22 protein-coding genes are annotated in these 20,254 nt (G+C 32.5%); 12 read left to right on the top strand and 10 right to left on the bottom strand.

Annotated features, from left to right (window positions below):
- Positions 1–7: 7 nt before the first annotated feature.
- Both ACTJIW_RS15375 and ACTJIW_RS15370 read left to right on the top strand, forming a co-directional pair.
- Positions 8–382 carry a DUF4258 domain-containing protein gene (locus ACTJIW_RS15375; protein WP_012024969.1) on the top strand — a complete coding sequence of 125 codons (375 nt, stop codon included), beginning with the start codon at positions 8–10 and terminating at the stop codon, positions 380–382.
- 21 nt (positions 383–403) lie between these two features.
- The gene (locus ACTJIW_RS15370) at positions 404–1,063 is read left to right on the top strand and encodes a hypothetical protein (RefSeq protein ID WP_440716610.1); all 660 of its coding nucleotides are present in this window, start codon (positions 404–406) and stop codon (positions 1,061–1,063) included.
- 23 nt (positions 1,064–1,086) lie between these two features.
- Here the strand turns inward: ACTJIW_RS15370 and ACTJIW_RS15365 are convergent, their stop codons facing one another.
- Positions 1,087–1,752 carry a uracil-DNA glycosylase gene (locus ACTJIW_RS15365; protein ID WP_012024971.1) on the bottom strand — a complete coding sequence of 222 codons (666 nt, stop codon included), beginning with the start codon at positions 1,750–1,752 and terminating at the stop codon, positions 1,087–1,089.
- Positions 1,753–1,885: 133 nt separating this feature from the next.
- On the opposite strand from ACTJIW_RS15365, the gene ACTJIW_RS15360 reads away from it, so the two are divergent.
- From ACTJIW_RS15360 to ACTJIW_RS15345, 4 genes are all read left to right on the top strand, one after another.
- The gene (locus ACTJIW_RS15360; protein ID WP_073410474.1) at positions 1,886–4,051 is read left to right on the top strand and encodes an endonuclease MutS2; all 2,166 of its coding nucleotides are present in this window, start codon (positions 1,886–1,888) and stop codon (positions 4,049–4,051) included.
- 320 nt (positions 4,052–4,371) lie between these two features.
- The gene (locus ACTJIW_RS15355) at positions 4,372–4,578 is read left to right on the top strand and encodes a GIY-YIG nuclease family protein (RefSeq protein WP_440716609.1); all 207 of its coding nucleotides are present in this window, start codon (positions 4,372–4,374) and stop codon (positions 4,576–4,578) included.
- Positions 4,518–4,676, top strand: a complete 159-nt coding sequence (locus ACTJIW_RS15350) for a hypothetical protein (protein ID WP_440716699.1) — start codon at positions 4,518–4,520, stop codon at positions 4,674–4,676. The genes ACTJIW_RS15355 and ACTJIW_RS15350 overlap by 61 nt, the downstream gene beginning before the upstream one ends.
- Before the next feature lie 13 nt (positions 4,677–4,689).
- Entirely contained in the window at positions 4,690–5,133 is a 444-nt protein-coding gene (locus ACTJIW_RS15345; RefSeq protein ID WP_012024974.1) for a thiol-disulfide oxidoreductase DCC family protein, read from the top strand.
- A 234-nt stretch (positions 5,134–5,367) separates the two neighbouring features.
- Here ACTJIW_RS15345 and ettA read toward each other — a convergent pair whose 3' ends face one another.
- From ettA to holA, 3 genes are all read right to left on the bottom strand, one after another.
- Positions 5,368–7,059: an energy-dependent translational throttle protein EttA gene (gene ettA / locus ACTJIW_RS15340; RefSeq protein WP_012024975.1), complete on the bottom strand. Its 1,692-nt coding sequence runs from the start codon at positions 7,057–7,059 to the stop codon at positions 5,368–5,370.
- Positions 7,060–7,127: 68 nt separating this feature from the next.
- Positions 7,128–7,310, bottom strand: coding sequence for a CAL67264 family membrane protein (locus ACTJIW_RS15335; RefSeq protein WP_012024976.1), 183 nt, complete (start codon positions 7,308–7,310; stop codon positions 7,128–7,130).
- Positions 7,311–7,374: 64 nt separating this feature from the next.
- Positions 7,375–8,379 (bottom strand): DNA polymerase III subunit delta, encoded by a 1,005-nt coding sequence (holA, locus tag ACTJIW_RS15330; protein WP_012024977.1) that lies wholly within the window; start codon positions 8,377–8,379, stop codon positions 7,375–7,377.
- Between the two features lie 93 nt (positions 8,380–8,472).
- Here holA and ACTJIW_RS15325 point away from each other — a divergent pair, with 93 nt between their 5' ends.
- From ACTJIW_RS15325 to ACTJIW_RS15315, 3 genes are read left to right on the top strand one after another with little or no spacing between them, the layout of a single operon-like run.
- Positions 8,473–8,925 carry a type I restriction enzyme HsdR N-terminal domain-containing protein gene (locus tag ACTJIW_RS15325; RefSeq protein WP_440716608.1) on the top strand — a complete coding sequence of 151 codons (453 nt, stop codon included), beginning with the start codon at positions 8,473–8,475 and terminating at the stop codon, positions 8,923–8,925.
- Between the two features lie 14 nt (positions 8,926–8,939).
- A complete protein-coding gene (locus tag ACTJIW_RS15320; protein ID WP_440716607.1) occupies positions 8,940–9,959 on the top strand; it encodes a glycosyltransferase family 2 protein in 1,020 nt (339 codons plus the stop codon).
- A 34-nt stretch (positions 9,960–9,993) separates the two neighbouring features.
- The gene (locus tag ACTJIW_RS15315; RefSeq protein WP_012024980.1) at positions 9,994–10,827 is read left to right on the top strand and encodes an OmpA/MotB family protein; all 834 of its coding nucleotides are present in this window, start codon (positions 9,994–9,996) and stop codon (positions 10,825–10,827) included.
- A 187-nt stretch (positions 10,828–11,014) separates the two neighbouring features.
- On the opposite strand, the gene ACTJIW_RS15310 is transcribed toward ACTJIW_RS15315, so the two are convergent.
- The 4 genes from ACTJIW_RS15310 to ACTJIW_RS15295 form a co-directional block, all read right to left on the bottom strand.
- Positions 11,015–11,635: an L-threonylcarbamoyladenylate synthase gene (locus ACTJIW_RS15310; RefSeq protein WP_012024981.1), complete on the bottom strand. Its 621-nt coding sequence runs from the start codon at positions 11,633–11,635 to the stop codon at positions 11,015–11,017.
- Between the two features lie 85 nt (positions 11,636–11,720).
- Positions 11,721–14,057 (bottom strand): ATP-dependent helicase, encoded by a 2,337-nt coding sequence (locus ACTJIW_RS15305; protein WP_149207428.1) that lies wholly within the window; start codon positions 14,055–14,057, stop codon positions 11,721–11,723.
- A 234-nt stretch (positions 14,058–14,291) separates the two neighbouring features.
- On the bottom strand, positions 14,292–14,453 hold the full coding sequence (locus tag ACTJIW_RS15300; RefSeq protein ID WP_159436630.1) for a hypothetical protein: 162 nt from the start codon (positions 14,451–14,453) through the stop codon (positions 14,292–14,294).
- An 82-nt stretch (positions 14,454–14,535) separates the two neighbouring features.
- Positions 14,536–15,303, bottom strand: coding sequence for a sulfite exporter TauE/SafE family protein (locus ACTJIW_RS15295; protein WP_440716606.1), 768 nt, complete (start codon positions 15,301–15,303; stop codon positions 14,536–14,538).
- 124 nt (positions 15,304–15,427) lie between these two features.
- On the opposite strand from ACTJIW_RS15295, the gene ACTJIW_RS15290 reads away from it, so the two are divergent.
- Positions 15,428–15,949, top strand: coding sequence for a hypothetical protein (locus tag ACTJIW_RS15290; RefSeq protein ID WP_121361282.1), 522 nt, complete (start codon positions 15,428–15,430; stop codon positions 15,947–15,949).
- A gap of 72 nt (positions 15,950–16,021) precedes the next feature.
- Here the strand turns inward: ACTJIW_RS15290 and ACTJIW_RS15285 are convergent, their stop codons facing one another.
- A complete protein-coding gene (locus tag ACTJIW_RS15285) occupies positions 16,022–16,927 on the bottom strand; it encodes a patatin-like phospholipase family protein (RefSeq protein ID WP_012024986.1) in 906 nt (301 codons plus the stop codon).
- A gap of 33 nt (positions 16,928–16,960) precedes the next feature.
- Positions 16,961–19,021 (bottom strand): M1 family metallopeptidase, encoded by a 2,061-nt coding sequence (locus tag ACTJIW_RS15280; RefSeq protein WP_440716605.1) that lies wholly within the window; start codon positions 19,019–19,021, stop codon positions 16,961–16,963.
- Positions 19,022–19,034: 13 nt separating this feature from the next.
- Here ACTJIW_RS15280 and ACTJIW_RS15275 point away from each other — a divergent pair, with 13 nt between their 5' ends.
- Together ACTJIW_RS15275 and ACTJIW_RS15270 are read left to right on the top strand one after the other, a co-directional pair.
- Entirely contained in the window at positions 19,035–19,859 is an 825-nt protein-coding gene (locus ACTJIW_RS15275; RefSeq protein ID WP_440716604.1) for a diphthine--ammonia ligase, read from the top strand.
- Positions 19,859–20,254, top strand: coding sequence for a hypothetical protein (locus tag ACTJIW_RS15270; protein WP_440716603.1), 396 nt, complete (start codon positions 19,859–19,861; stop codon positions 20,252–20,254). Before ACTJIW_RS15275 ends, ACTJIW_RS15270 begins: the two co-directional genes overlap by 1 nt.

Here is a 20,254-nt window from a genome sequence, read left to right as displayed (position 1 = left end):
TTATTTCATGAAGTTCGTACACCGTTTTGCCTATTATTTGATTGGATTAGTTATGGGATGCTTTTTTGTAGCCCTTGTATTTAGTGGTAAAGACACTCGCTGCAACTATTTTCCAAATGCCCGAGTTTTAAATAATCTAAGAACTAAACCTTTTCAATATTCAGATAAAGCAATTCAGACTTTAAACGAAAAATGGATTGATACCGCTGACATTAAAAGTACTTTAACATACGGTGATGTTGACTTTGACCAAAGCAATGTTCCTTTTAAAAAGGGAAAACTTTATATAATTGAAGGAAAAACAGCTAAAAATCAAGAAATTATATTAAAAGTAGTAAACTACGAAAAGAAAGCTGTTTTAGAAGAAATCATTAAAAAATAATCTCTATTCATTTTTTGACTCATGAACAAAACCAATAGAATTTTCTTCCATGATAATCCATATCCGTTAGGACATACTTTAGAAGAATTTGTTTGGAGTGCAAGAGTCGATCCGGAAAGAGGATTATTATTTGATTTTCATTTAAGGACAGATTCTTATTACGCAGAAGATGATTCTGATGATGAAGAAGAGGCAGATTCTGACTGGAAATCTAAAACTGTTTGGGAAAATTACCATAATTGTATATTATCGTCAACCGAATGGCATTCTGGCGGAATTGTAATGGGAACTCCCGAAAATAAATTTGATTTTTCTAAATTCAATCACGAAACCCTTACTGCTGATAAATTACCGTTAGGAGATAATTTTGATTTTCAGGATTTAGCTTTTTACATCTATTTATTAGGACACGACAGCTGCTGCGATCATAAAATAGTTTTAAACAGAAACGCTGATAATACTTTTGAAATTTCCTGGACAGGAAAAATCGCCCGAACGTATTATGGCGATTATGAATTCAAACAAAACTTTGAAGCCAATATCAGCAAAGTAAAATTTGACGGAATATATTTTTGTTACGGTCTTAGTGAAGAAGAAAATTGGAAAATACTTCAAAACTGCACAGTAGACCCAAGCATTTTTAGAGTATCAGGTGAAAAATTTGAGGTCCTTAATTATTAGAATAAAAAAGAACCTCTAATCATTTACCATTCAATTTGTTTTAATCCTTTTGATTTTAAGAAATCATTTGTCTGGCTGAAATGTTTGTTTCCAAACCAAAAACCTCTGTTTGCACTTAAAGGCGAAGGATGTCCGGATTTTAAAATATGATGTTTTGATGAATCAATCAAAGCAGCTTTCTTTTGAGCAAAACCACCCCAAAGAAGAAAAACAACATTTTCTTTTTCGGCAGAAATTTGTTTAATAACAGCATCAGTAAATTTTTCCCAGCCTTTTCCCTGGTGGCTTCCTGCTTCAGACTGCCTAACCGTTAAAGTTGCATTTAAAAGAAATACACCCTGATCTGCCCAGCGCTCAAGATTACCGGTTGACGGCATTGGTTTACCCAAATCAGTTTCGATTTCTTTAAAAATATTATGCAAAGAAGGAGGAAAAGGAATTCCGTCATTTACAGAAAAACATAAACCATTTGCCTGATTTGGTCCGTGATAAGGATCCTGCCCAATGATAACCACTTTTACTTCATCAAAATGACAATGATCAAAAGCAGAAAAAATCTGATTTCCCTTTGGATAACAAACCTTAGTGGTATATTCTGATTTTACAAAAGAAATTAATTCGCTGAAATATGGTTTTTGAAATTCTTCATTTAGAATTGGTTTCCAAGAAGAATGCATTTTTACGTCCATAACATTTTTTTTAGCGAATATCAGAAATTATAAGTTAAAATCATATTTACACATAACAAAATTTAGACACGAACTAGTAGAATTCAATCATTATGTTTTTGTACTTTTGCGTGTACTTTCTTAAAGAAATTAAATGATTAGTATTACCGAAAAAACATTACAAGACTTACAATTTCCAACCGTACTTGAAACCATTTCAGATGGATGCAATACCGATATTGGAAAAGAAAAAGCTTTACAAATAAAACCATTTAGAAATAAAGAAGAATTAATGCAATCGCTGATGCAGACTTCAGAATATGTTTCTTCTTTTCAAAATAATAACGCAATTCCAAATCACGGATTTGATGCCATAACTCATGAAATTAAATTTCTGGCTATTGAAGACAGCTTTCTTGAAGTAGGGAGTTTTAGAAAAATTGCAAATCTTTCTGCAACAACAAATGTCTTATTAAATTTCCTGAAAAAGTTTGATGATTATTATCCAAACTTAAATGCCAGAGCATCTCGTGTAGAATTAACGAAAGATATTATAACAGCAATTGATGCAATTGTAGATAAATACGGAGAAATAAAAGACAACGCCTCTCCTGCTCTAGCCGGAATTCGTCAGAATATGAATTTAGTTCGTGGTAAAGTAAACCAAAGTTTTGGTTTAGCACTGACTCAATACAATGGCTTAGGATATCTGGATGATATAAAGGAAAGCTTTGTACAAAATCGTAGAGTTCTGGCAGTTTTAGCAATGTATCGTCGTAAAGTAAAAGGTTCTATTTTAGGAAGTTCGAAAACCGGAAGTATTGCTTATATAGAACCAGAAGCTACCTTAAAATATTCTAGAGAATTAGCCAATTTAGAATACGAAGAGAAAGAAGAGATTACACGAATATTAAAAAATTTATCAAACGTAATTCGTCCTTATCTTCCTTTGTTAATTGAATATCAGGAGTTTTTAAGTGATATTGATGTAGTTGCTGGAAAAGCAAAATATGCTAATCGCATTAACGGAATTCTTCCAGCAATAACAGAAGAAAGGCGATTATTTTTTAGAGAAGCGTATCATCCAATTTTGTATCTAAACAATAAACAGAAAAAAGAAGTTACGCATCCGCAGACCATTGAGTTAAAACAAGAAAATAGAATTATTGTAATATCGGGACCAAATGCTGGAGGAAAAACCATTTCCCTAAAAACAGTCGGTTTATTGCAATTAATGCTGCAATCTGGAATTTTAATTCCGGTTCACGAACGCAGCGAAACTTTCTTATTTGATAGAATCCTGACTGATATTGGAGACAACCAATCAATTGAAAATCACTTGAGTACTTATAGTTACCGATTAAAAAACATGAATTACTTTTTAAAGAAATGTAATAACAAAACCATGTTTTTAATTGACGAATTTGGTACAGGTTCTGATCCCGAACTTGGTGGAGCTTTAGCTGAAATTTTCTTAGAAGAATTTTATCATCGAGAGGCATTCGGAATTATTACAACACATTATTCTAATTTAAAAATTCTCGCAAACGAATTACCATACGCAACAAATGCGAATATGATGTTCGATGAAAAATCTCTTGAACCAATGTACAAACTGGCTTTGGGTCAGGCTGGAAGTTCGTTTACTTTTGAAGTGGCTCAGAAAAATGGAATTCCGTTTGGATTGATCAATCGTGCGAAAAAGAAAATCGAAGTTGGAAAAGTTCGTTTTGACAAGACCATTGCAACACTTCAAAAAGAGCGTTCAAAACTGGAAAAAACTTCTTTAAATTTAAAAGAAGAAGAAACCAGAGCGCGTGAAGAAAGTAAAAAGATGGAAAACATCAATACTAAAATTCAGCAGAAACTGGAAAGCTATCAAGAATTATACGACAGCAATCAGAAGATTATATACATAGGACAAAAAATTGATGATATAGCTGAAAAATATTTCAACAACAAAAACAAAAAAGAACTTATTGGTGAATTTTTGAAAATTGTTGAGATCGAAAACTCTAAACGTAAAAAAGCAACTCCAAAAGAAGCTAAGGCAAAAGTTGAAAAACAAAAAGAAATTATTGCCGAAGTACAGGTAAAAGTTGAAGAAATTCGAAAAGAGAAAAAAGAGAAGAAATTAAAGCCGGTTATTGAAAAACCCAAACCAATTTTAAAAGTTGGTGATCGAGTAAGAATGCTTGATGGAAGATCTGTTGGTAGTATTGATATAATTGAAAAAAATAAAGCAACAGTAAATTATGGCATATTTACCTCAAAAGTAAGTTTGGACGAATTAGAATTAGTGGAAGCTGTTAAAAAATAAGTTTTCTGACTCAGTCGCAGTTTTTTTCAGACTTAAAAAATTCTCTAAAAAAACACGAAATTAAAATAAAGCGATTTAAGGAGTTGTTTTTTATTTTACACAAAAGAAGATTCCTTTTTCTTAAAAGCTGTTTTAAAACAATTTATAAAAGCCGTTTTCTATTAATTAAAATTATCAATCAAATAAAATCAATAGTAAATATTTATAAATAATAAAAAAACTTACAAAAAAAATATTTTCATTAGTTTTGTCATTGCGAGGAACGAAGCAACCACACTAAGTATGATCGTTCTCCAAATTCACAAAATTTAAAAGAGAATATGAAACCTGGATTTGTATACATTATAACAAACAAATATCAAACAGTAGTATATGTTGGAGTAACATCAAATCTCCCTAAAAGAATCTTAGAACATAAAAACAAAAAATATCCTAAATCATTTTCAGCAAAATACAGTCTCAACATTTGGTCTACTACGAGCAATTTCAATGGATTGAAGATGCAATTGCAAGAGAAAAACAAATAAAGGCAGGATCTAGAGAAGCAAAAAATAATTTAATACGTTCTAAAAATCCAAAATGGGAAGATCTATTTGATGAAATAGAAAATATAATGACTATGTAACAATAAAATTGTAATGGAAAAACATCGTGAGATTGCTTCGTTCCTCGCAATGACTGCAAAAAATAAAAAAATAGTTCTTTTTGACGGAGTTTGTAACCTCTGTAGTTCAGCGGTTCAATACATCATCAAGCATGACAAAAAAGATATTTTTAGATTTGTAGCGTTGCAATCAGAATTGGGAATTTCAATTTGTAAACACCTAGGAATCAGTTTTTCTAAAATGGATAGTATTATTTTGTATGATCCTGGAACAGCTTATTTTTATAAATCTTCTGCGGTTATTGAAATAGCCAGAAATTTTGGCGGACTTTGGAAGATTGTTCCAATTTTTCGAATTGTTCCAATTTTCATTAGTGACAGGATTTATAATTATGTTGCAAAAAACAGATACAATTGGTACGGTAAAAAAGAAAGCTGTATGATTCCAACTCCAGAATTGAAATCGAAGTTTCTTTAAGAAATTCCAAATTCTAATAGCGAAACTGTAAACTTACGCAATGTTGTCATTTCGACGAAGGAGAAATCTTCGCAAGTAACTCCGTTCAAATAAGCCGATCTTTATATAGCAACTCGTGGAGATTTCTCCTTCGTCAAAATGACAAACAAAACGTGAAAACCTCACAAATAAAAATCCCAAACTCCGATAAATTTGGAATTTGGGATTTTTTTTATTTGAAATTTATTAGAAAAATTATCTAATCAATTTTCTGTATTTCAAACGTTTTGGAGTTAAATCACCGCCAAGACGTTTCTTTTTGTTTTCTTCATAATCAGTAAAACTTCCTTCGAAGAAATAAACTTCAGAATCTCCTTCAAAAGCTAGAATGTGTGTACAAATTCTATCTAAGAACCATCTGTCGTGAGAAATAATTACAGCACAACCAGCAAAATTCTCTAAACCTTCTTCAAGTGCACGAAGTGTATTTACGTCAAGGTCATTCGTAGGCTCATCCAGTAAAAGTACGTTACCCTCTTCTTTCAAAGTCATTGCTAAGTGCAAACGGTTACGTTCTCCACCAGAAAGCATTGAAACTTTTTTGTTTTGCTCACCGCCGCCAAAGTTGAAACGAGATAAGTAAGCTCTTGAGTTTACTTGTTTCCCTCCCATCATAATCAATTCCTGACCATCGGCAAAGTTTTCCCAAATAGATTTATTAGGGTCAATGTTTGAGTGAGACTGATCTACGTAAGCAATTTTTACAGTATCACCAACAGAAAATTCTCCACTATCTGTTGCTTGTTCTCCCATAATCATTTTGAAAATAGTAGATTTACCAGCACCGTTTGGTCCAATGATTCCAACAATACCTGCTTGAGGCAGAGTAAAATTCAAATTATCGTATAATAATTTATCACCAAAAGCTTTTGCAACATTTTTAGCTTCAATAACATTTGTTCCTAAACGCGGACCATTTGGAATGTAGATTTCTAATTTTTCATCTAATTGTTTTTGATCTTCATTTAATAATTTGTCGTAGTTCTGTAAACGTGCTTTTTGTTTTGTCTGACGACCTTTAGCTCCCTGACGAACCCACTCCAACTCACGCTCTAAAGTTTTTCTACGTTTAGAAGCTACTTTTTCTTCCTGAGCTAAACGATTTGATTTTTGATCTAACCAAGAAGAATAGTTTCCTTTCCACGGAATACCTTCTCCTCTATCTAATTCAAGAATCCAACCAGCCACATTATCAAGGAAATAACGGTCGTGCGTTACAGCAATTACAGTTCCAGAATATTGTGCCAAGTGCTGCTCTAACCAAAGTACAGATTCAGCATCAAGGTGGTTGGTAGGCTCATCTAAAAGCAATACATCTGGCTGCTGCAATAACAAACGACATAAAGCAACACGACGACGCTCTCCTCCCGAAAGATTTTTAATTGGCGTATCTCCTTCTGGAGTACGCAGTGCATCCATTGCGATTTCTAATTTTGTATCGATTTCCCAAGCACCAAGCGCATCAATTTTATCTTGCAATGCCGCTTGGCGGTCCATCAATTTATCCATTTTATCCTGATCTTCGTAATATTCCGGAAGACCGAATAAATCATTAATTTGGTTGTATTCTTCTAAAACTGCCATAGTTTCAGCAGCACCTTCGCGAACAATTTCGATAACTGTTTTAGAATCGTCAAGAATTGGTTCCTGCTCTAAATATCCAACAGTATATCCTGGCTGAAAAACAACATCACCCTGATAGTTTTTATCTACACCTGCAATAATTTTTAAAAGAGAAGATTTTCCAGAACCGTTAAGACCCAAAATACCAATTTTAGCTCCGTAAAAGAAACTCAAATAAATATTTTTAAGTACTGGTTTGTCTGCTCCCTGATAGGTTTTACTCAATTTCTGCATTGAGAAAATTACTTTCTTATCGTCTGACATTTTTTATTTTAAATTTTAATTATTTATTTTTTTATCTATTGAAAATGCAATTGTAATTGCTAAATATTTTAAACTCTTCCTTTCAAAGCATTAAAAACCCAAGCATTGGCAAAAAAACCAACACCTGCCGCCGCAAATCCCCAGCCTGATACATCTCTGTATCTAAAAGCTCCAAGACCTATAAGCAGTAATCCCATGAGCACCATTATTAAAGTAGCCCATCCTAAAACGGTATTTTTATTCATCCCCATAATTATGTCATTATTATTTTAAAGCATTTTTTTTAGAAAGGCAAATATCGTGAATTTTAACGGCTTAATTAAATATTTTATAAAGCATTTCTTTTAGTAAATCTGATTGAGGTAAAGCATTAGCACCTACACCTTTACTTTTAACATCAATATCTCTTAAAGCTCCAACAATCTGGCTCACTTTACGCATTGGATAATTCTTTACAGCTAAATCATATTCTTTTAGAAAAAACGGATTTACACCAAGAACTGAAGCTACATTTTTTGGATTTTTATCTTTTAATCCGTGGTATTTTAAAAGCTGTACAAAAAAACCAAAAACAAGTCCGGTTGTCATTACAAGCGGATACTCTTTTGGATTATGAGCAAAGTTTTCAGCAATTTTATATGCTTTCAGCTGATTGCGTTCACCAATTGCTTTTCGAAGTTCAAATACATTATAGTCTTTACTAAAACCTATATTTTCTTCAATATGCTGGGGCGTAATCATAGTTCCCTGAGGAAGAATAATTTGCAGTTTTTCAAGTTCGTTATTTATTTTACTCAAATCAGTTCCTAAAAACTCCACAAGCATGGCATTGGCTTTTGGGTCTATTGTATACTTTTTCCCGGCTAAAACTCGTTTGATCCAATCTCCTACCTGATTTTCATATAATTTTTTACTTTCGTAAACTATCCCGTTCTGAGCCAAAAGTTTAGTTACTTTTTTTCTCTTGTCTAACGTTTTGTATTTATAACAAAAAACCAAAACAGTAGATTCCATCGGGTTATTTACATAGGCTTCAATTTTATCAATTGTTCTGGACAATTCTTGTGCTTCTTTTACAATAACAACCTGACGATCAGCCATCATAGGATAGCGCTTGGCCGTTGAAACTATATCTTCAACACTAACATCTCTTCCATATAAAACAGTTTGATTGAAACCTTTTTCTTCTTCAGCCAAAACATTTTGTTCGATATATTCAGACAACTTATCTATATAATAAGGTTCTTCACCCATTAAAAAATAGATAGGTTTTATATTACCTGCCTTAATATCGTTAACAATTTTAATTACTTCGTCCATTCAATCTTTTGTTTCAAGTTTAAAGTTTCAGGTTCTGCTTCAAAACTTGAAACTTTAAACTTGAAACCTCAAACTATTTTTTATTTTTGCTTTATGTTAAAACTAAATTTCCCAACTTATACTTTCCGATTCAAAAATAGCGAAAATAAAGTGTCTATTTTTGATGAAATCAGGAAAAAATTTATAATTCTCACCCCAGAAGAATGGGTTCGCCAGCATGTAGTTCATTATTTAATTAATGAAAAAAAATATCCAAAATCCCTCATAAACGTAGAGAAAGTTTTAACAGTCAACGGATTAAGAAAAAGATATGATGTAGTGGTTTTTAATACGGATGGTTCTATACATATATTAGTAGAGTGTAAAGCTCCAGAGGTTAAAATATCTCAGGCAACTTTTGATCAAATTGCCCGTTATAATATGACAATGAAGGCACGGTTTTTGAATGTCACAAACGGACTGAGTCATTTTTACTGTCAAATGGATTTTGAAAACGAAAAATATCAGTTTTTGCAGAGTCTGCCCGATTATACTATTATTAAATAAATTAAAGAATACTTTTGGATAAAATAGCAGTTGTCATTTTAAATTGGAACGGAGTAAAATTGTTAGAACAATTTTTACCGTCTGTTCTGCAATATTCAGAAGAAGCTACGATTTATGTTGCCGATAATGCATCAACAGATGCTTCTGTAAATTTTGTTAAAGAAAATTATCCGTCGGTAAAAATCATTCAAAACACTGGAAATTATGGTTTTGCAAAAGGATATAATGATGCGCTTCAAAATGTAGAAGCAGAAATTTATGCCTTAGTAAATTCTGACATTGAAGTTACGGAGAACTGGCTGAAACCAATTATCGAAACTTTTGATAAAGAAAAACAAACCGCCATTATCCAGCCAAAAATTCTTGATTTTAAAAACAAGGAATATTTTGAATATGCCGGAGCAGCCGGAGGTTTTATTGATAAATATGGTTTTCCATTTTGCAGGGGAAGAATCTTTGAAACATTAGAAAAAGACAACGGACAATATAATGATGATTGTGAATTATTCTGGGCATCCGGTGCTTGTTTCTTTATTAGAAAAGAAGTTTACCATGAATTAAAAGGTTTTGATGAAACTTTCTTTGCGCATCAGGAAGAGATAGATTTATGCTGGCGTGCAGCAAATGAAGGAAATATTATAAAGTACAATTCAAAGTCGGTGGTTTACCATGTCGGCGGTGCTACATTGCAGCAAGGAAATCCCAAAAAGACGTATTTGAATTTTAGAAATTCGTTGTTGATGCTTGTCAAAAACCTACCAAAAAAAGGATTATTTTTTGTGATTTTTTTCAGAATGGTTTTAGATGGAATTGCTGGTATCCGTTTTCTTACACAAGGAAAATTTAGTCATACAATTGCAATTTTAAAAGCACATTTTTCATTTTATTGTATATCTTTAAAATATCTAAGAGAACGAAAAGATTTTCAAATACAGCAATACTATACTGTAAAAAGTATCGTTTTCCTGTATTATATTAAGAAAATAAGGGTTTTTAAAGAAATCTTTAACACTAATCAAAATATTAAAAACTAAATTTGTAATCAACGTTTAATTAAATATAATACCTATGAGAAAAATAGTTATCGCACTATCAGTATTAATGGCCTTAACTTCGTGTGTATCGAAAAAGGAATATGCAGCACTGGAGGCTAAGCAAAAAGAAACCCAAGATTTATTAAACTCTTGCACAGTTAAATTAAATTCTTGTCTAGAAGAAAAAGCAGGATTAGCAGCAACAGCTGAAAGCTATAAACAACATAATCAAGACTTAATTAACAGCTCTAAAGATCTAACAGTTTTAACTACAAAAGGTGCTGAAAACCTTGAAAAATCTTTAGAAAGCTTGAAAGAAAAAGATTTAAAAATCTCTAGACTTCAAGATGCACTTACTAAAAAAGACAGTGTAACTTTAGCTTTAGTTACAAGCTTAAAAGGTGCAGTTGGAATCAACGACCCGGATATCGAAGTTAATGTTGAAAAAGGAGTTGTATTTATCTCTATCGCTGATAAATTATTATTTAAAAGCGGAAGTTATGACGTAAGTGACAAAGCTAAATCTGTTTTAGCTAAAGTTGCTAAAGTTGTAAATGACAAACCAGATTTTGAATGTATGGTTGAAGGTCACACAGATGATGTTCCTTACAAAAGCAATGGAGTTATCTTAGACAACTGGGATTTAAGTGTTAAACGTTCTACTTCTATCGTTCGTGTTTTAACTAATGATCTTGGAGTTAATCCAGCTAAATTAATTGCAGCAGGTAGAAGTTCTTATGTACCATTAGTTGCAAATGATTCTGCTGAAAACAAAGCTCGTAACAGAAGAACTCGTATCGTTGTTATGCCAAAAATCGATCAATTCTACGATATGATCGAAAAAGAGATGAAAAAACAAGCGAAATAATTCTTTGTTTCACATACTATTTAAACAGAAAAAGCAGGTCAATTGACCTGCTTTTATGTATCCTTAATTTTTTTAATAACCAATTAAATATAAATCAAGAATAGCATTATTTTTATTAACTAACTAAATTTTAACTATACTAAAGTTAGTTATATTTTTTAATTTTTTACACAATTTCAGTGTTTATTTACAAAATATCGATATCACCTTTCCCTTCTCTAACAACAATTGGTTCATGTTCTGAGAGATCAATAATGGTTGAACCCACATTATCTCCATAACCGCCATCGATTACCATATCGACTAGATTCTGCCATTTTTCAAAAATCAATTCAGGATCTGTTGTGTATTCAATTACATCATCTTCATCTCGAATCGAAGTCGAAACTATAGGATTACCTAACTGTCGTACAATTTCTAATACAATATTATTATCAGGAACACGAATACCTACAGTAGTTTTCTTTTTAAACTCTTTTGGCAGGTTGTTATTCCCTGGTAAAATAAAAGTGTAAGGCCCGGGTAAAGCTCTCTTTAATATTTTAAAAGTTGAAGTATCGATTTGACGCACATAATCTGATAAGTTACTCAAATCATGACAAATAAATGAGAAATTAGCTTTTTCTAATTTTACTCCTTTAATTTTTGCTATTTTCTCTAAAGCTCTCGAATTGGTAATATCACAACCTAAACCGTAAACAGTATCTGTTGGATAAATTACCAATCCGCCATTTTGAAGCACTTTCACTACTTTTGCAATAGCAGCTTCGCTAGGTTTATCTGGGTATATTTTTATAAATTCTGCCATAGTTTTTTTCAAGTTTTTATTTCTCAAATTTCAGGTCTAAGCTTCAACAACTTGAAACTTCAAACCTTAAACTTGAAATTTTAGTTTATCCTACCACATCTAATTTAGCAAATCTCAGCAAGAGTTTTTTAATACCTCCTACTTCAAATTTAATTTCGGCTTTTTTATCAGCTCCAACACCTTCTAAATTAATCACTTCTCCTTTTCCAAAACGTTCATGCATTACAACATTCCCAATCGTTAATTTATTATCAAACAAATTAGCACTTGAACTTGCTGGCGCATTTCCTGAAACAGGTTTTAATTTACGAATATTCAAATCCGGTTTTGGATTATTATCTGTAATATGTTTTGGCGGAGTTCCTCCGACCGGTTTTGCTAATCTTAACTTTGATTTATCAATATCACCAAAAATATCTCCATCGATAGGCGATTTATATCTGTAATTCGTTTCAGCCGGAGTCAGATATTCTAAATATTGTCCATCTATTTCTTCAATAAAACGAGACGGTTCACTGTCTGTTAATTTCCCCCAGCGGTAACGAGATTGTGCATAAGTCAAATACGCTTGGTGTTCTGCACGTGTTAATGCAACATAAAACAAACGACGTTCTTCTTCAAGTTCACTTCTGGTGCTCATACTCATAGCACTTGGAAACAAATCTTCTTCCATTCCAACTACAAAAACATGAGGAAACTCAAGTCCTTTTGCAAGGTGAATGGTCATTAATGCTACACGATCTTCATCAGTTGTATCTTTATCTAAATCCGTCGCAAGTGCCACATCTTCCATAAATTCAGATAAAGCTCCTCTTGCACCGTCAATTTCTTTTTGTCCTTCTGTAAAATCTTTAATACCGTTTAAAAGTTCTTCGATATTTTGAATTTTTGCCATTCCTTCCGGAGTAGCATCTTTTTTCAATTCCTGAACTAAACCTGTTTTCTTGGCAACATGATCTGTTATATAAAATGCATCCTGATTTTGATCAATAACCTGAAAACTCTGAATCATGGTAACAAAATCTTTTAGTTTGTTTTTTGTACCCGAAGTCAGTTTTAAATCAATTTTATCAATGTTTACCATCACTTCCCAAATCGAACGTTTGTAGTGATTGGCCGCAATAGTAAGTTTTTCAACCGTTGTATCTCCAATTCCACGAGCAGGATAATTGATTACTCGAATCAATGCTTCTTCGTCTTTTGGATTAATTACTAAACGCAGATAACACAAAACATCTTTAATTTCCTTACGCTGGTAAAATGACAATCCTCCATAAATTCTATACGGAATATCTCTTTTCCTTAAAGCATCCTCCATAGCACGCGACTGTGCGTTTGTACGATACAAAATAGCAAAAGATCCATTATGAAGCTGATTCTGCATTTTTTGTTCAAAGATCGTACTGGCAACAAAACGGCCTTCTTCGGCATCTGTCAAGCTTCTGTGGACTTTAATTTTTGGTCCAAATTCATTCGCAGTCCAAACTACTTTATCAAGTTTGGTTTTATTATGCTCCATTACCGTATTTGCCGCTTCTACAATATTTCGGGTTGAACGGTAATTTTGCTCCAGACGAAACATTACTACGCCTTCATAATCCTTTTGGAAATTCAAGATGTTATTAATATTCGCACCACGGAAGGCATAAATACTCTGCGCATCATCTCCAACCACACAAATATTCTGAAATCTGTCTGATAAAGCTCTAACAATCAAATACTGAGAGTGATTTGTATCTTGGTACTCATCAACCAGAATGTAACGGAAACGATCCTGATATTTGGCTAAAACTTCTGGAAATCTAGTTAACAGTTCGTTGGTTTTTAGCAGCAAATCGTCAAAATCCATTGCACCAGCTTTAAAGCAACGCTCTACATACTGCTGATAAATTTCTCCCAATCTTGGTCGTTTTGCCATTGCATCGGCTTCAACCAATTCCGGATTATTGAAATATGCTTTTACAGTAATCAAACTGTTTTTATAACTAGATATACGTCCTAAAATTTGTTTTGGTTTATAAACATCACGATCCAGCTGCATTTCTTTAATAATAGAAGAAATTAATCTGGCCGAATCCTGAGAATCATAAATAGTAAAATTAGAAGGATAACCCAAATGATCTGATTCTGAACGAAGAATACGAGCAAAAATCGAGTGAAAAGTTCCCATCCAAAGATTTTTTGCTTCAGAAGCTCCTACAATATCTGCAATCCTGTGCTTCATTTCACGTGCCGCTTTATTAGTAAACGTCAGCGATAAAATATTAAAGGCGTCAACTCCCTGCGCCATCAAATAAGCAATTCTAATCGTTAAAACACGAGTTTTTCCCGAACCTGCACCAGCAATAATAATCATTGGCCCGTCTTTTTTTAGAACGGGTTGTCGTTGCGCTTCATTGAGTTGATCAATGTACTTTTGCATGAAATTTTTCTCCATATGATGCAAAAATAAGAATTAATGATTGAAAAAGCTACTAAGATCCTAAGGTTCTAAGAAGCTGAGTTTTTTTCTTTTTTGAAGCAGAACATTAGGCATTTTATCAAACATAGTTCCCGCTTTCGGCTTTATCTCTCCGCTTCTCTGCGAGGATACCTCCTCTATCGGGGCTAGATTCAAACAATTGGTTTCTTTTGAGAAATTGGAAAGAAATGAAATTTAAATATTGTACTTCGCTTTTAATTTTTGTTTAAAATCTTCAAAATCAATAGTTCTTCCTGCTTTTATATCTTCCTCACTTTTTTGCAATTCTTTGGATATAGTTTCATCTTGAAAATCATTAACAAGATCCTCAGAATTTTCAACAATTTTATCCTTCATTATAGTCTTTTTAGTTATTTAACAATTCAAAATCTCAACATCTTAAAAACTTAGCATCTTAGAATCTCAGTCCCTTAGAACCTTATTTATAAAACACATCGTACGCAAATCGAATCAACGTTCCAACAACTACAACCAAAAAGAAAATCCTGATAAAACCATTTCCTTTATTAATGGCAAGTTTTGCTCCTAACCAGCCGCCAAGTCCATTGCTTATCGCCATAGGAATCGCAATCGCCCAGATTATTTTTCCTTTTATCATAAACAGGCAGATAGAACCAAAATTTGTCGCCAGATTTACCATTTTAGCATTTGCAGAAGCATGTAAAAAATCAAACCCTAAAAGAGCAATAAAGGCTACAACAAAAAAACTTCCGGTTCCTGGACCAATAAATCCGTCATAAAAACCAACAATTATACTAATAAAGACGGCATAAATTATTTGAGTTGTCTGCGAATGATCTTTAGCAGCATGCTGTCCAAAATTTTTCTTTGCATAAGTATAGATAAACAACAGTGACAAAACCACAAGCAAAAGCGGTTTCATAAAATCGTTGCTTACGAGCGTTAAAACGGTAGAACCTAAAAATGCAGACGGAACTGCCAGAAACATCATAATTAAAAGCAGTTTCCATTGAATAATTACTTTTTTTAGGTATTGAAAAGCAGCAAAAGCAGTACCGCTGAAAGCCGGAATTTTTAAAGTTCCTATTACTGTAGAAACTGGAAGGTTTGGCAGTAAAATTAATCCCATTGGTGTCTGGATTAGTCCGCCGCCACCCACAATTGCATCAACAAATCCCGCCGCAAAAGCAGCTAAACAAAGAAAAAGTATTATGTATGAATCCATTAAAAGTGTGTTTCAATAAATTAAAAAACAAGTTGCAAAAGTACAGCTTCCATTTTGTTTATTGAGATAAATTTAAAGTGGATTTCTCATCAAAAAGTATATTTTTGCTAAAAAATTTGACCCAATGGATTTTACAAGAATTATAGAATTAGCCAGTTATACTTTACCTGCAATTGTTACTGGATTTGTAGCTTATCGTTTTTTTGAACTGCATATTAAAAACAACGATAAGAAACGTGCTTTTTTATTAAACAGAGATTATCAGAAACAATCTCTTCCAATACGTTTACAAGCTTATGAGCGTATGACTTTGTTTTTAGAACGTATTAATTTGACTAAATTATTAATCAGAATTAGTCCAATTTCTCCAGATAAACACGATTACGAAAATTTTGTAATTGATCAAATCGAACAAGAATTCGAACACAATTTAACGCAGCAAATTTATATGTCTGAAGAATGCTGGACTATTATCACAACTGCCAAAAACTCAACCATACAAATGATTCGCAAAGCTGCTATGAGCGATCGCGTTGACAGCGCCGATAAACTTCGTGAAGTTATTTTAAACGACTTATTAGAAAAACAATCTCCAAGTAATGCTGCTTTGAGCTATATTAAAAACGAAGTTGCAGAACTTTGGTAAAAAAATATTTTAGATTTTAGATTGCAGAGTTCAGATAATGGACATTCAATCTAAAATCTAAATTTTTCCATCTTAAGTTATTTTGTTATCACTCATAACCTCAGATTTATTCTGAGCATATTCATACCCCTGCTCCCACCATTCTTTCATTACTTCTTTATTAAAAATCAAAGCGTTATCAGTTAATTTCGTTGGCGTGTAATATAAATTAAGTTTTACATCTTTACTGTTTGCCATAAGTTTTCCTATAGCAATATCATGTTTTTCTACTTGATCTAAAGCAATTCTAAACAAATCTATCATCAACGAAAATGGATTTTTACCAATTACCATTTTACTGGTATTAACTTCAGTTTCCAGAATAATAACATCAATTTCTGTGGCGCCGCGATTAATTGCTTCACGAATTGGAACCAGACTCGAAAAACCGCCGTCACCATATTCGTAATTATTCTTAGTCACTAAGCTCATAAACGGGACATAATTACTGGAAATCCAGGACCACTCGCAAAATTCTTCGTAAGTACAATCTTTAACCGATTTATATTCTGATTCGTTTTTGGTAAAATTCGTGACTGTAATAACCACGTCATTATCCATTTTTTTTAATTTATTGAAATCAGAAAGCGAAAAATTATTCTGAATATATTTCTTCAAACCTTTACTTTCTCCAAAAGTTCTTTTTCCTTTAAAAAACTGACGAAGTACATTAAAGTGGTTGATGGTTACAATATCAATTCCTTCTTTTACTTTTACAACAAACGGACAAATATTAAAAATACTCGTCATTGTTACATTGGTATAAACTGAATGGATTTTTTTAATGTGACCGAGAGCTAAATGCGGAATGAGCAGGCTTCCTGTAGAAGTTCCTATAAATAAATCGTATTCATGTTTTTTTTCTTCTATTAAATATTGTGCAACTCCTCCGGCGAATGCGCCTTTACTTCCTCCGCCAGAAATAACTAATGCTCTCATAAAATATATAAAGTAGGTTTTATTCTCTATGTTTTATTCTTTCAATAAACGATCCAATTGGAATTGTTCATCGGGGTTCAAATTAGGTAAAATTCTATTAAATGAAGTACGCATTTCTGAATTTTTCAATAAAACTCTGATTGTTTCTCTTCCAAACTTAGAAAACTGCCACATATGGTGCGTGGTAGCGTTAACCAGATTAGTCAAAACATCATCGTTTATAAACTTAAATGCAATTAGTTTTTCCAGAGCATTTTGGCGTGTAGTTGCTTCATATTCTGGAGTCGAAAAAGAAACCAATTCATTTATAAGTTTCTCAGGTTCATCACTATATTCGGGCGTTGATAAAGCAAGAGACAACCATAAAGTTCGCAGGTTGTAATCGTTAAAACCAATCCATTCTTTTGATTTATCTAGATATTCTTTTCTATGGATTGGAAAATTTTTCCACAAATAAAACAAAGCTATTTCTTGTGTTTCATACGATTTATCATCCAGCAGCGTTTCATATTCTTTTCTAAAATCTTCTGGTATAGCTGGCAGAGTTCCTGCTAAGGTTTGTCGAAGTTGAATATTGTTTTGCTGTAGTGCTTTTAATAATAGTTCTTTTTTATTCTCATATTTTTCAGTTTGCAATTGAGAAATAACAGCTTGTTTTACAGAAAAATGAACATCAGAATCTAAAGTCTGCTTTAAAAAATCAATCTTTTCACTTAAAGGTGTTTTCTTCAATTTATCGACTTCTAAACGAGCTTTTATTGCTTTATTTTTACTCAATAAAGCATTTGCCGTCGGCGTATCAAAAGCCGTGGATTCAAGCCAGGTTTTTTGAAACTGAACCAAATCAAAATCAGAAACTTTTTTAATTTCGTCAAAGAAATTCTGCGTGTTTACATTCTTAAACGCATATTTTTTTAAATAACTTTTAATTGCTTTTTTAAATGCTTTGTCGCCAATAGATTCATGCAGAACGAAAAGCGTCCACGCTCCTTTTTCATAAAAAGTAAGCGAACTCGCTTTGGCATTTAAAACCGGAATTGCATCTGTTCTCGATGCAAATTTTATCTGCTGGGCTGTATCATATAATTTTGCATAAAAATAATCATCGCCAAAAATATCGCGCTCTGCCAATAATGCATAATAGGTCGCAAAACCTTCCTGAAGCCAATGGTGTGTACTGCTTTCTGCTGTAATTAAATCTCCAAACCAGTGATGTGCTAATTCGTGAGCATCAACATTTGTATAATTTCTGTCAATAAAAGCAACATCATCAACCACATAACGTGTTGTAAAAAGCGTTGTAGTTGTGTTTTCCATTCCGGCATATAAAAAATCACGAACAGGAATCTGCCTGAAAACTTTCCAGGGATATTTCACGCCAATTTCTTTTTCAAGAAAATCAAAAATACATTTTGAATAACGGTAAGTAGGTTCAAAACGTGCTGTGTCTTTTTTCTCTAAATAATATTCTAACGGAATTTTTGATTTTGAAGTAAAATCTTTTCTCTCGTATTTTCCAACAGAAAGCACTAATAAGTAAGAACTCATTGGGTTTTCCATTTGATACTGCCAATGAATTTGATCGTCTTTATCGGTTTTGCTTTTTAAAACTCCGTTTGAAACAACCTGATAGTCTTTTTTATAAGTTATACCAATATTGAAAATCACTTTTTCGTTTACATCATCAAAACTCGGAAACCAATTACTGGTGTACCTTCCTTGTCCCTGTGTCCAGATTTGATACTCATTATTTTCAATATCAACAAAATACAATGCCTGTTTCGGTTTTACATTGTAGTTAAAGGTAAGGTGATTATTTCCTTTCTGAAAATTATTCAAGATTTGCAGTTCTTTAGTAGTGTTCAAAAAAATAACGTCTTTACCATCAACTTGAACATTTGTAAATTCCATATTTTTCCCGTCAATTTTTATAGTATCAATGGGCTGCAGCACATCAAATTTATAATCTACATATCCGGAAATCGTTTTTTGGGAATCGTTTATTGTTAATTGTCCTGAAACCGTTTTAAAGTCAACATATTTGGTTTGCTGTGCAAAAACGAAGGTGGTTATTAAAAGGAAGATATATTTCATTGAAAATAAATTAATGGCGAAATTCCAAAGTTACAAAGGTTTGATCAACAAATCGAATGAAATTTGTAAGTTTACGATAGAAAATAAATCAAACGTGTCTACACCAAAAAAAGCCTTATTTAACTGGAGCAGCGGAAAAGATTCTGCTCTTGCACTATACAAAATCTTACACAATCCAGATTACAAAATTGAATATCTGCTTACCAGTGTCAACCAGCAGTATCAGCGGATTTCTATGCACGGTGTTCGAGTAGATTTATTGGAAGCACAATCTAAAAGCATTGGAATTCCTTTAAAAGTTATGCAGATTCCTGAAATGCCAACGATGGAGGTTTACGAAAATGTAATGACAGAAACCTTGACAGAACTTAAAAATCAAGGAATTAGTTTTTCTGTTTTTGGGGATATTTTTTTGGAAGATTTACGAAAATATCGTGAAGGACAATTAGCAAAAATAGATTTTGAAGGCGTGTTTCCTATTTGGAAAATTCCGTCGCATGATTTGATTCAGGAATTTATTTCACTCGGATTTAAAACTATTGTAGTTTGTGTAAATGAACGTTATTTAGACAAAAGCTTTGTGGGCCGCATAATCGATCAGGATTTTATAAATGATTTACCTGAAAATGTAGATGTCTGCGGAGAAAACGGTGAATTTCATACTTTTACTTTTGATGGTCCAATCTTTTCTGAACCTATCAATTTTAAAGCTGGAGAGATTGTCTACCGAAAATATGAAAAACCGCAAAATCAAAATTCTTCGGATGCAGCATGCGACACAAATACCTCTGATGCATTTGATTACGGATTTTGGTATTGTGATTTAATTAAAGAATAATGAATAGATTTTATCTAAAAAAAGCAATTGTTTTTATACTGCTCATTGCAGCGATTAGTACTTTGCAAAGCTGTTTAGTCAGCCGTTGTAAAAGACCTCAAATTACGGGTTATATTTATGATTTTGAATCTCATAAACCTATTGAGAATTGTAATGTAGGTGAAACAATGAGCGGTGATAACGGTTATTTTACGCTCAACGAAAAAAGATACCGTCAGTTTACATTTTTTGGATTTGAAGCGCCGCCTTTATCTGTAAACGAAAAAATTGAAAAAGAAGGTTATGAATCTCAAAATATTCAATTTATGAATCCGTTTGGCGGAGGCGCCAGAAAAGGAAGTCTGCATAATGCCGATACAATTTATTTGAAAAAAATCAAGATTAAAACAAACTAA

Origin of the sequence: Flavobacterium sp. 22659 (assembly GCF_052044235.1) — a bacterium.
Classification (GTDB): domain Bacteria; phylum Bacteroidota; class Bacteroidia; order Flavobacteriales; family Flavobacteriaceae; genus Flavobacterium; species Flavobacterium johnsoniae.
The sequence above is the reverse complement of the archived record's forward strand: the minus strand, read 5'-3'. Positions and strand labels throughout refer to the sequence as shown.

What these genes read in the sequence shown, in the direction of transcription:
- ACTJIW_RS15375 (WP_012024969.1), top strand. Translation starts at nt 8, where the DNA reads ATGAAGTTCGTACACCGTTTTGCCTATTATTTGATTGGATTAGTTATG.
- ACTJIW_RS15370 (WP_440716610.1), top strand. Translation starts at nt 404, where the DNA reads ATGAACAAAACCAATAGAATTTTCTTCCATGATAATCCATATCCGTTA.
- ACTJIW_RS15365 (WP_012024971.1), bottom strand. Translation starts at nt 1,752, where the DNA reads ATGGACGTAAAAATGCATTCTTCTTGGAAACCAATTCTAAATGAAGAA.
- ACTJIW_RS15360 (WP_073410474.1), top strand. Translation starts at nt 1,886, where the DNA reads ATGATTAGTATTACCGAAAAAACATTACAAGACTTACAATTTCCAACC.
- ACTJIW_RS15355 (WP_440716609.1), top strand. Translation starts at nt 4,372, where the DNA reads ATGAAACCTGGATTTGTATACATTATAACAAACAAATATCAAACAGTA.
- ACTJIW_RS15345 (WP_012024974.1), top strand. Translation starts at nt 4,690, where the DNA reads ATGGAAAAACATCGTGAGATTGCTTCGTTCCTCGCAATGACTGCAAAA.
- ettA (WP_012024975.1), bottom strand. Translation starts at nt 7,059, where the DNA reads ATGTCAGACGATAAGAAAGTAATTTTCTCAATGCAGAAATTGAGTAAA.
- ACTJIW_RS15335 (WP_012024976.1), bottom strand. Translation starts at nt 7,310, where the DNA reads ATGGGGATGAATAAAAATACCGTTTTAGGATGGGCTACTTTAATAATG.
- holA (WP_012024977.1), bottom strand. Translation starts at nt 8,379, where the DNA reads ATGGACGAAGTAATTAAAATTGTTAACGATATTAAGGCAGGTAATATA.
- ACTJIW_RS15325 (WP_440716608.1), top strand. Translation starts at nt 8,473, where the DNA reads ATGTTAAAACTAAATTTCCCAACTTATACTTTCCGATTCAAAAATAGC.
- ACTJIW_RS15315 (WP_012024980.1), top strand. Translation starts at nt 9,994, where the DNA reads ATGAGAAAAATAGTTATCGCACTATCAGTATTAATGGCCTTAACTTCG.
- ACTJIW_RS15310 (WP_012024981.1), bottom strand. Translation starts at nt 11,635, where the DNA reads ATGGCAGAATTTATAAAAATATACCCAGATAAACCTAGCGAAGCTGCT.
- ACTJIW_RS15305 (WP_149207428.1), bottom strand. Translation starts at nt 14,057, where the DNA reads ATGCAAAAGTACATTGATCAACTCAATGAAGCGCAACGACAACCCGTT.
- ACTJIW_RS15300 (WP_159436630.1), bottom strand. Translation starts at nt 14,453, where the DNA reads ATGAAGGATAAAATTGTTGAAAATTCTGAGGATCTTGTTAATGATTTT.
- ACTJIW_RS15295 (WP_440716606.1), bottom strand. Translation starts at nt 15,303, where the DNA reads ATGGATTCATACATAATACTTTTTCTTTGTTTAGCTGCTTTTGCGGCG.
- ACTJIW_RS15290 (WP_121361282.1), top strand. Translation starts at nt 15,428, where the DNA reads ATGGATTTTACAAGAATTATAGAATTAGCCAGTTATACTTTACCTGCA.
- ACTJIW_RS15285 (WP_012024986.1), bottom strand. Translation starts at nt 16,927, where the DNA reads ATGAGAGCATTAGTTATTTCTGGCGGAGGAAGTAAAGGCGCATTCGCC.
- ACTJIW_RS15280 (WP_440716605.1), bottom strand. Translation starts at nt 19,021, where the DNA reads ATGAAATATATCTTCCTTTTAATAACCACCTTCGTTTTTGCACAGCAA.
- ACTJIW_RS15275 (WP_440716604.1), top strand. Translation starts at nt 19,035, where the DNA reads ATGGCGAAATTCCAAAGTTACAAAGGTTTGATCAACAAATCGAATGAA.
- ACTJIW_RS15270 (WP_440716603.1), top strand. Translation starts at nt 19,859, where the DNA reads ATGAATAGATTTTATCTAAAAAAAGCAATTGTTTTTATACTGCTCATT.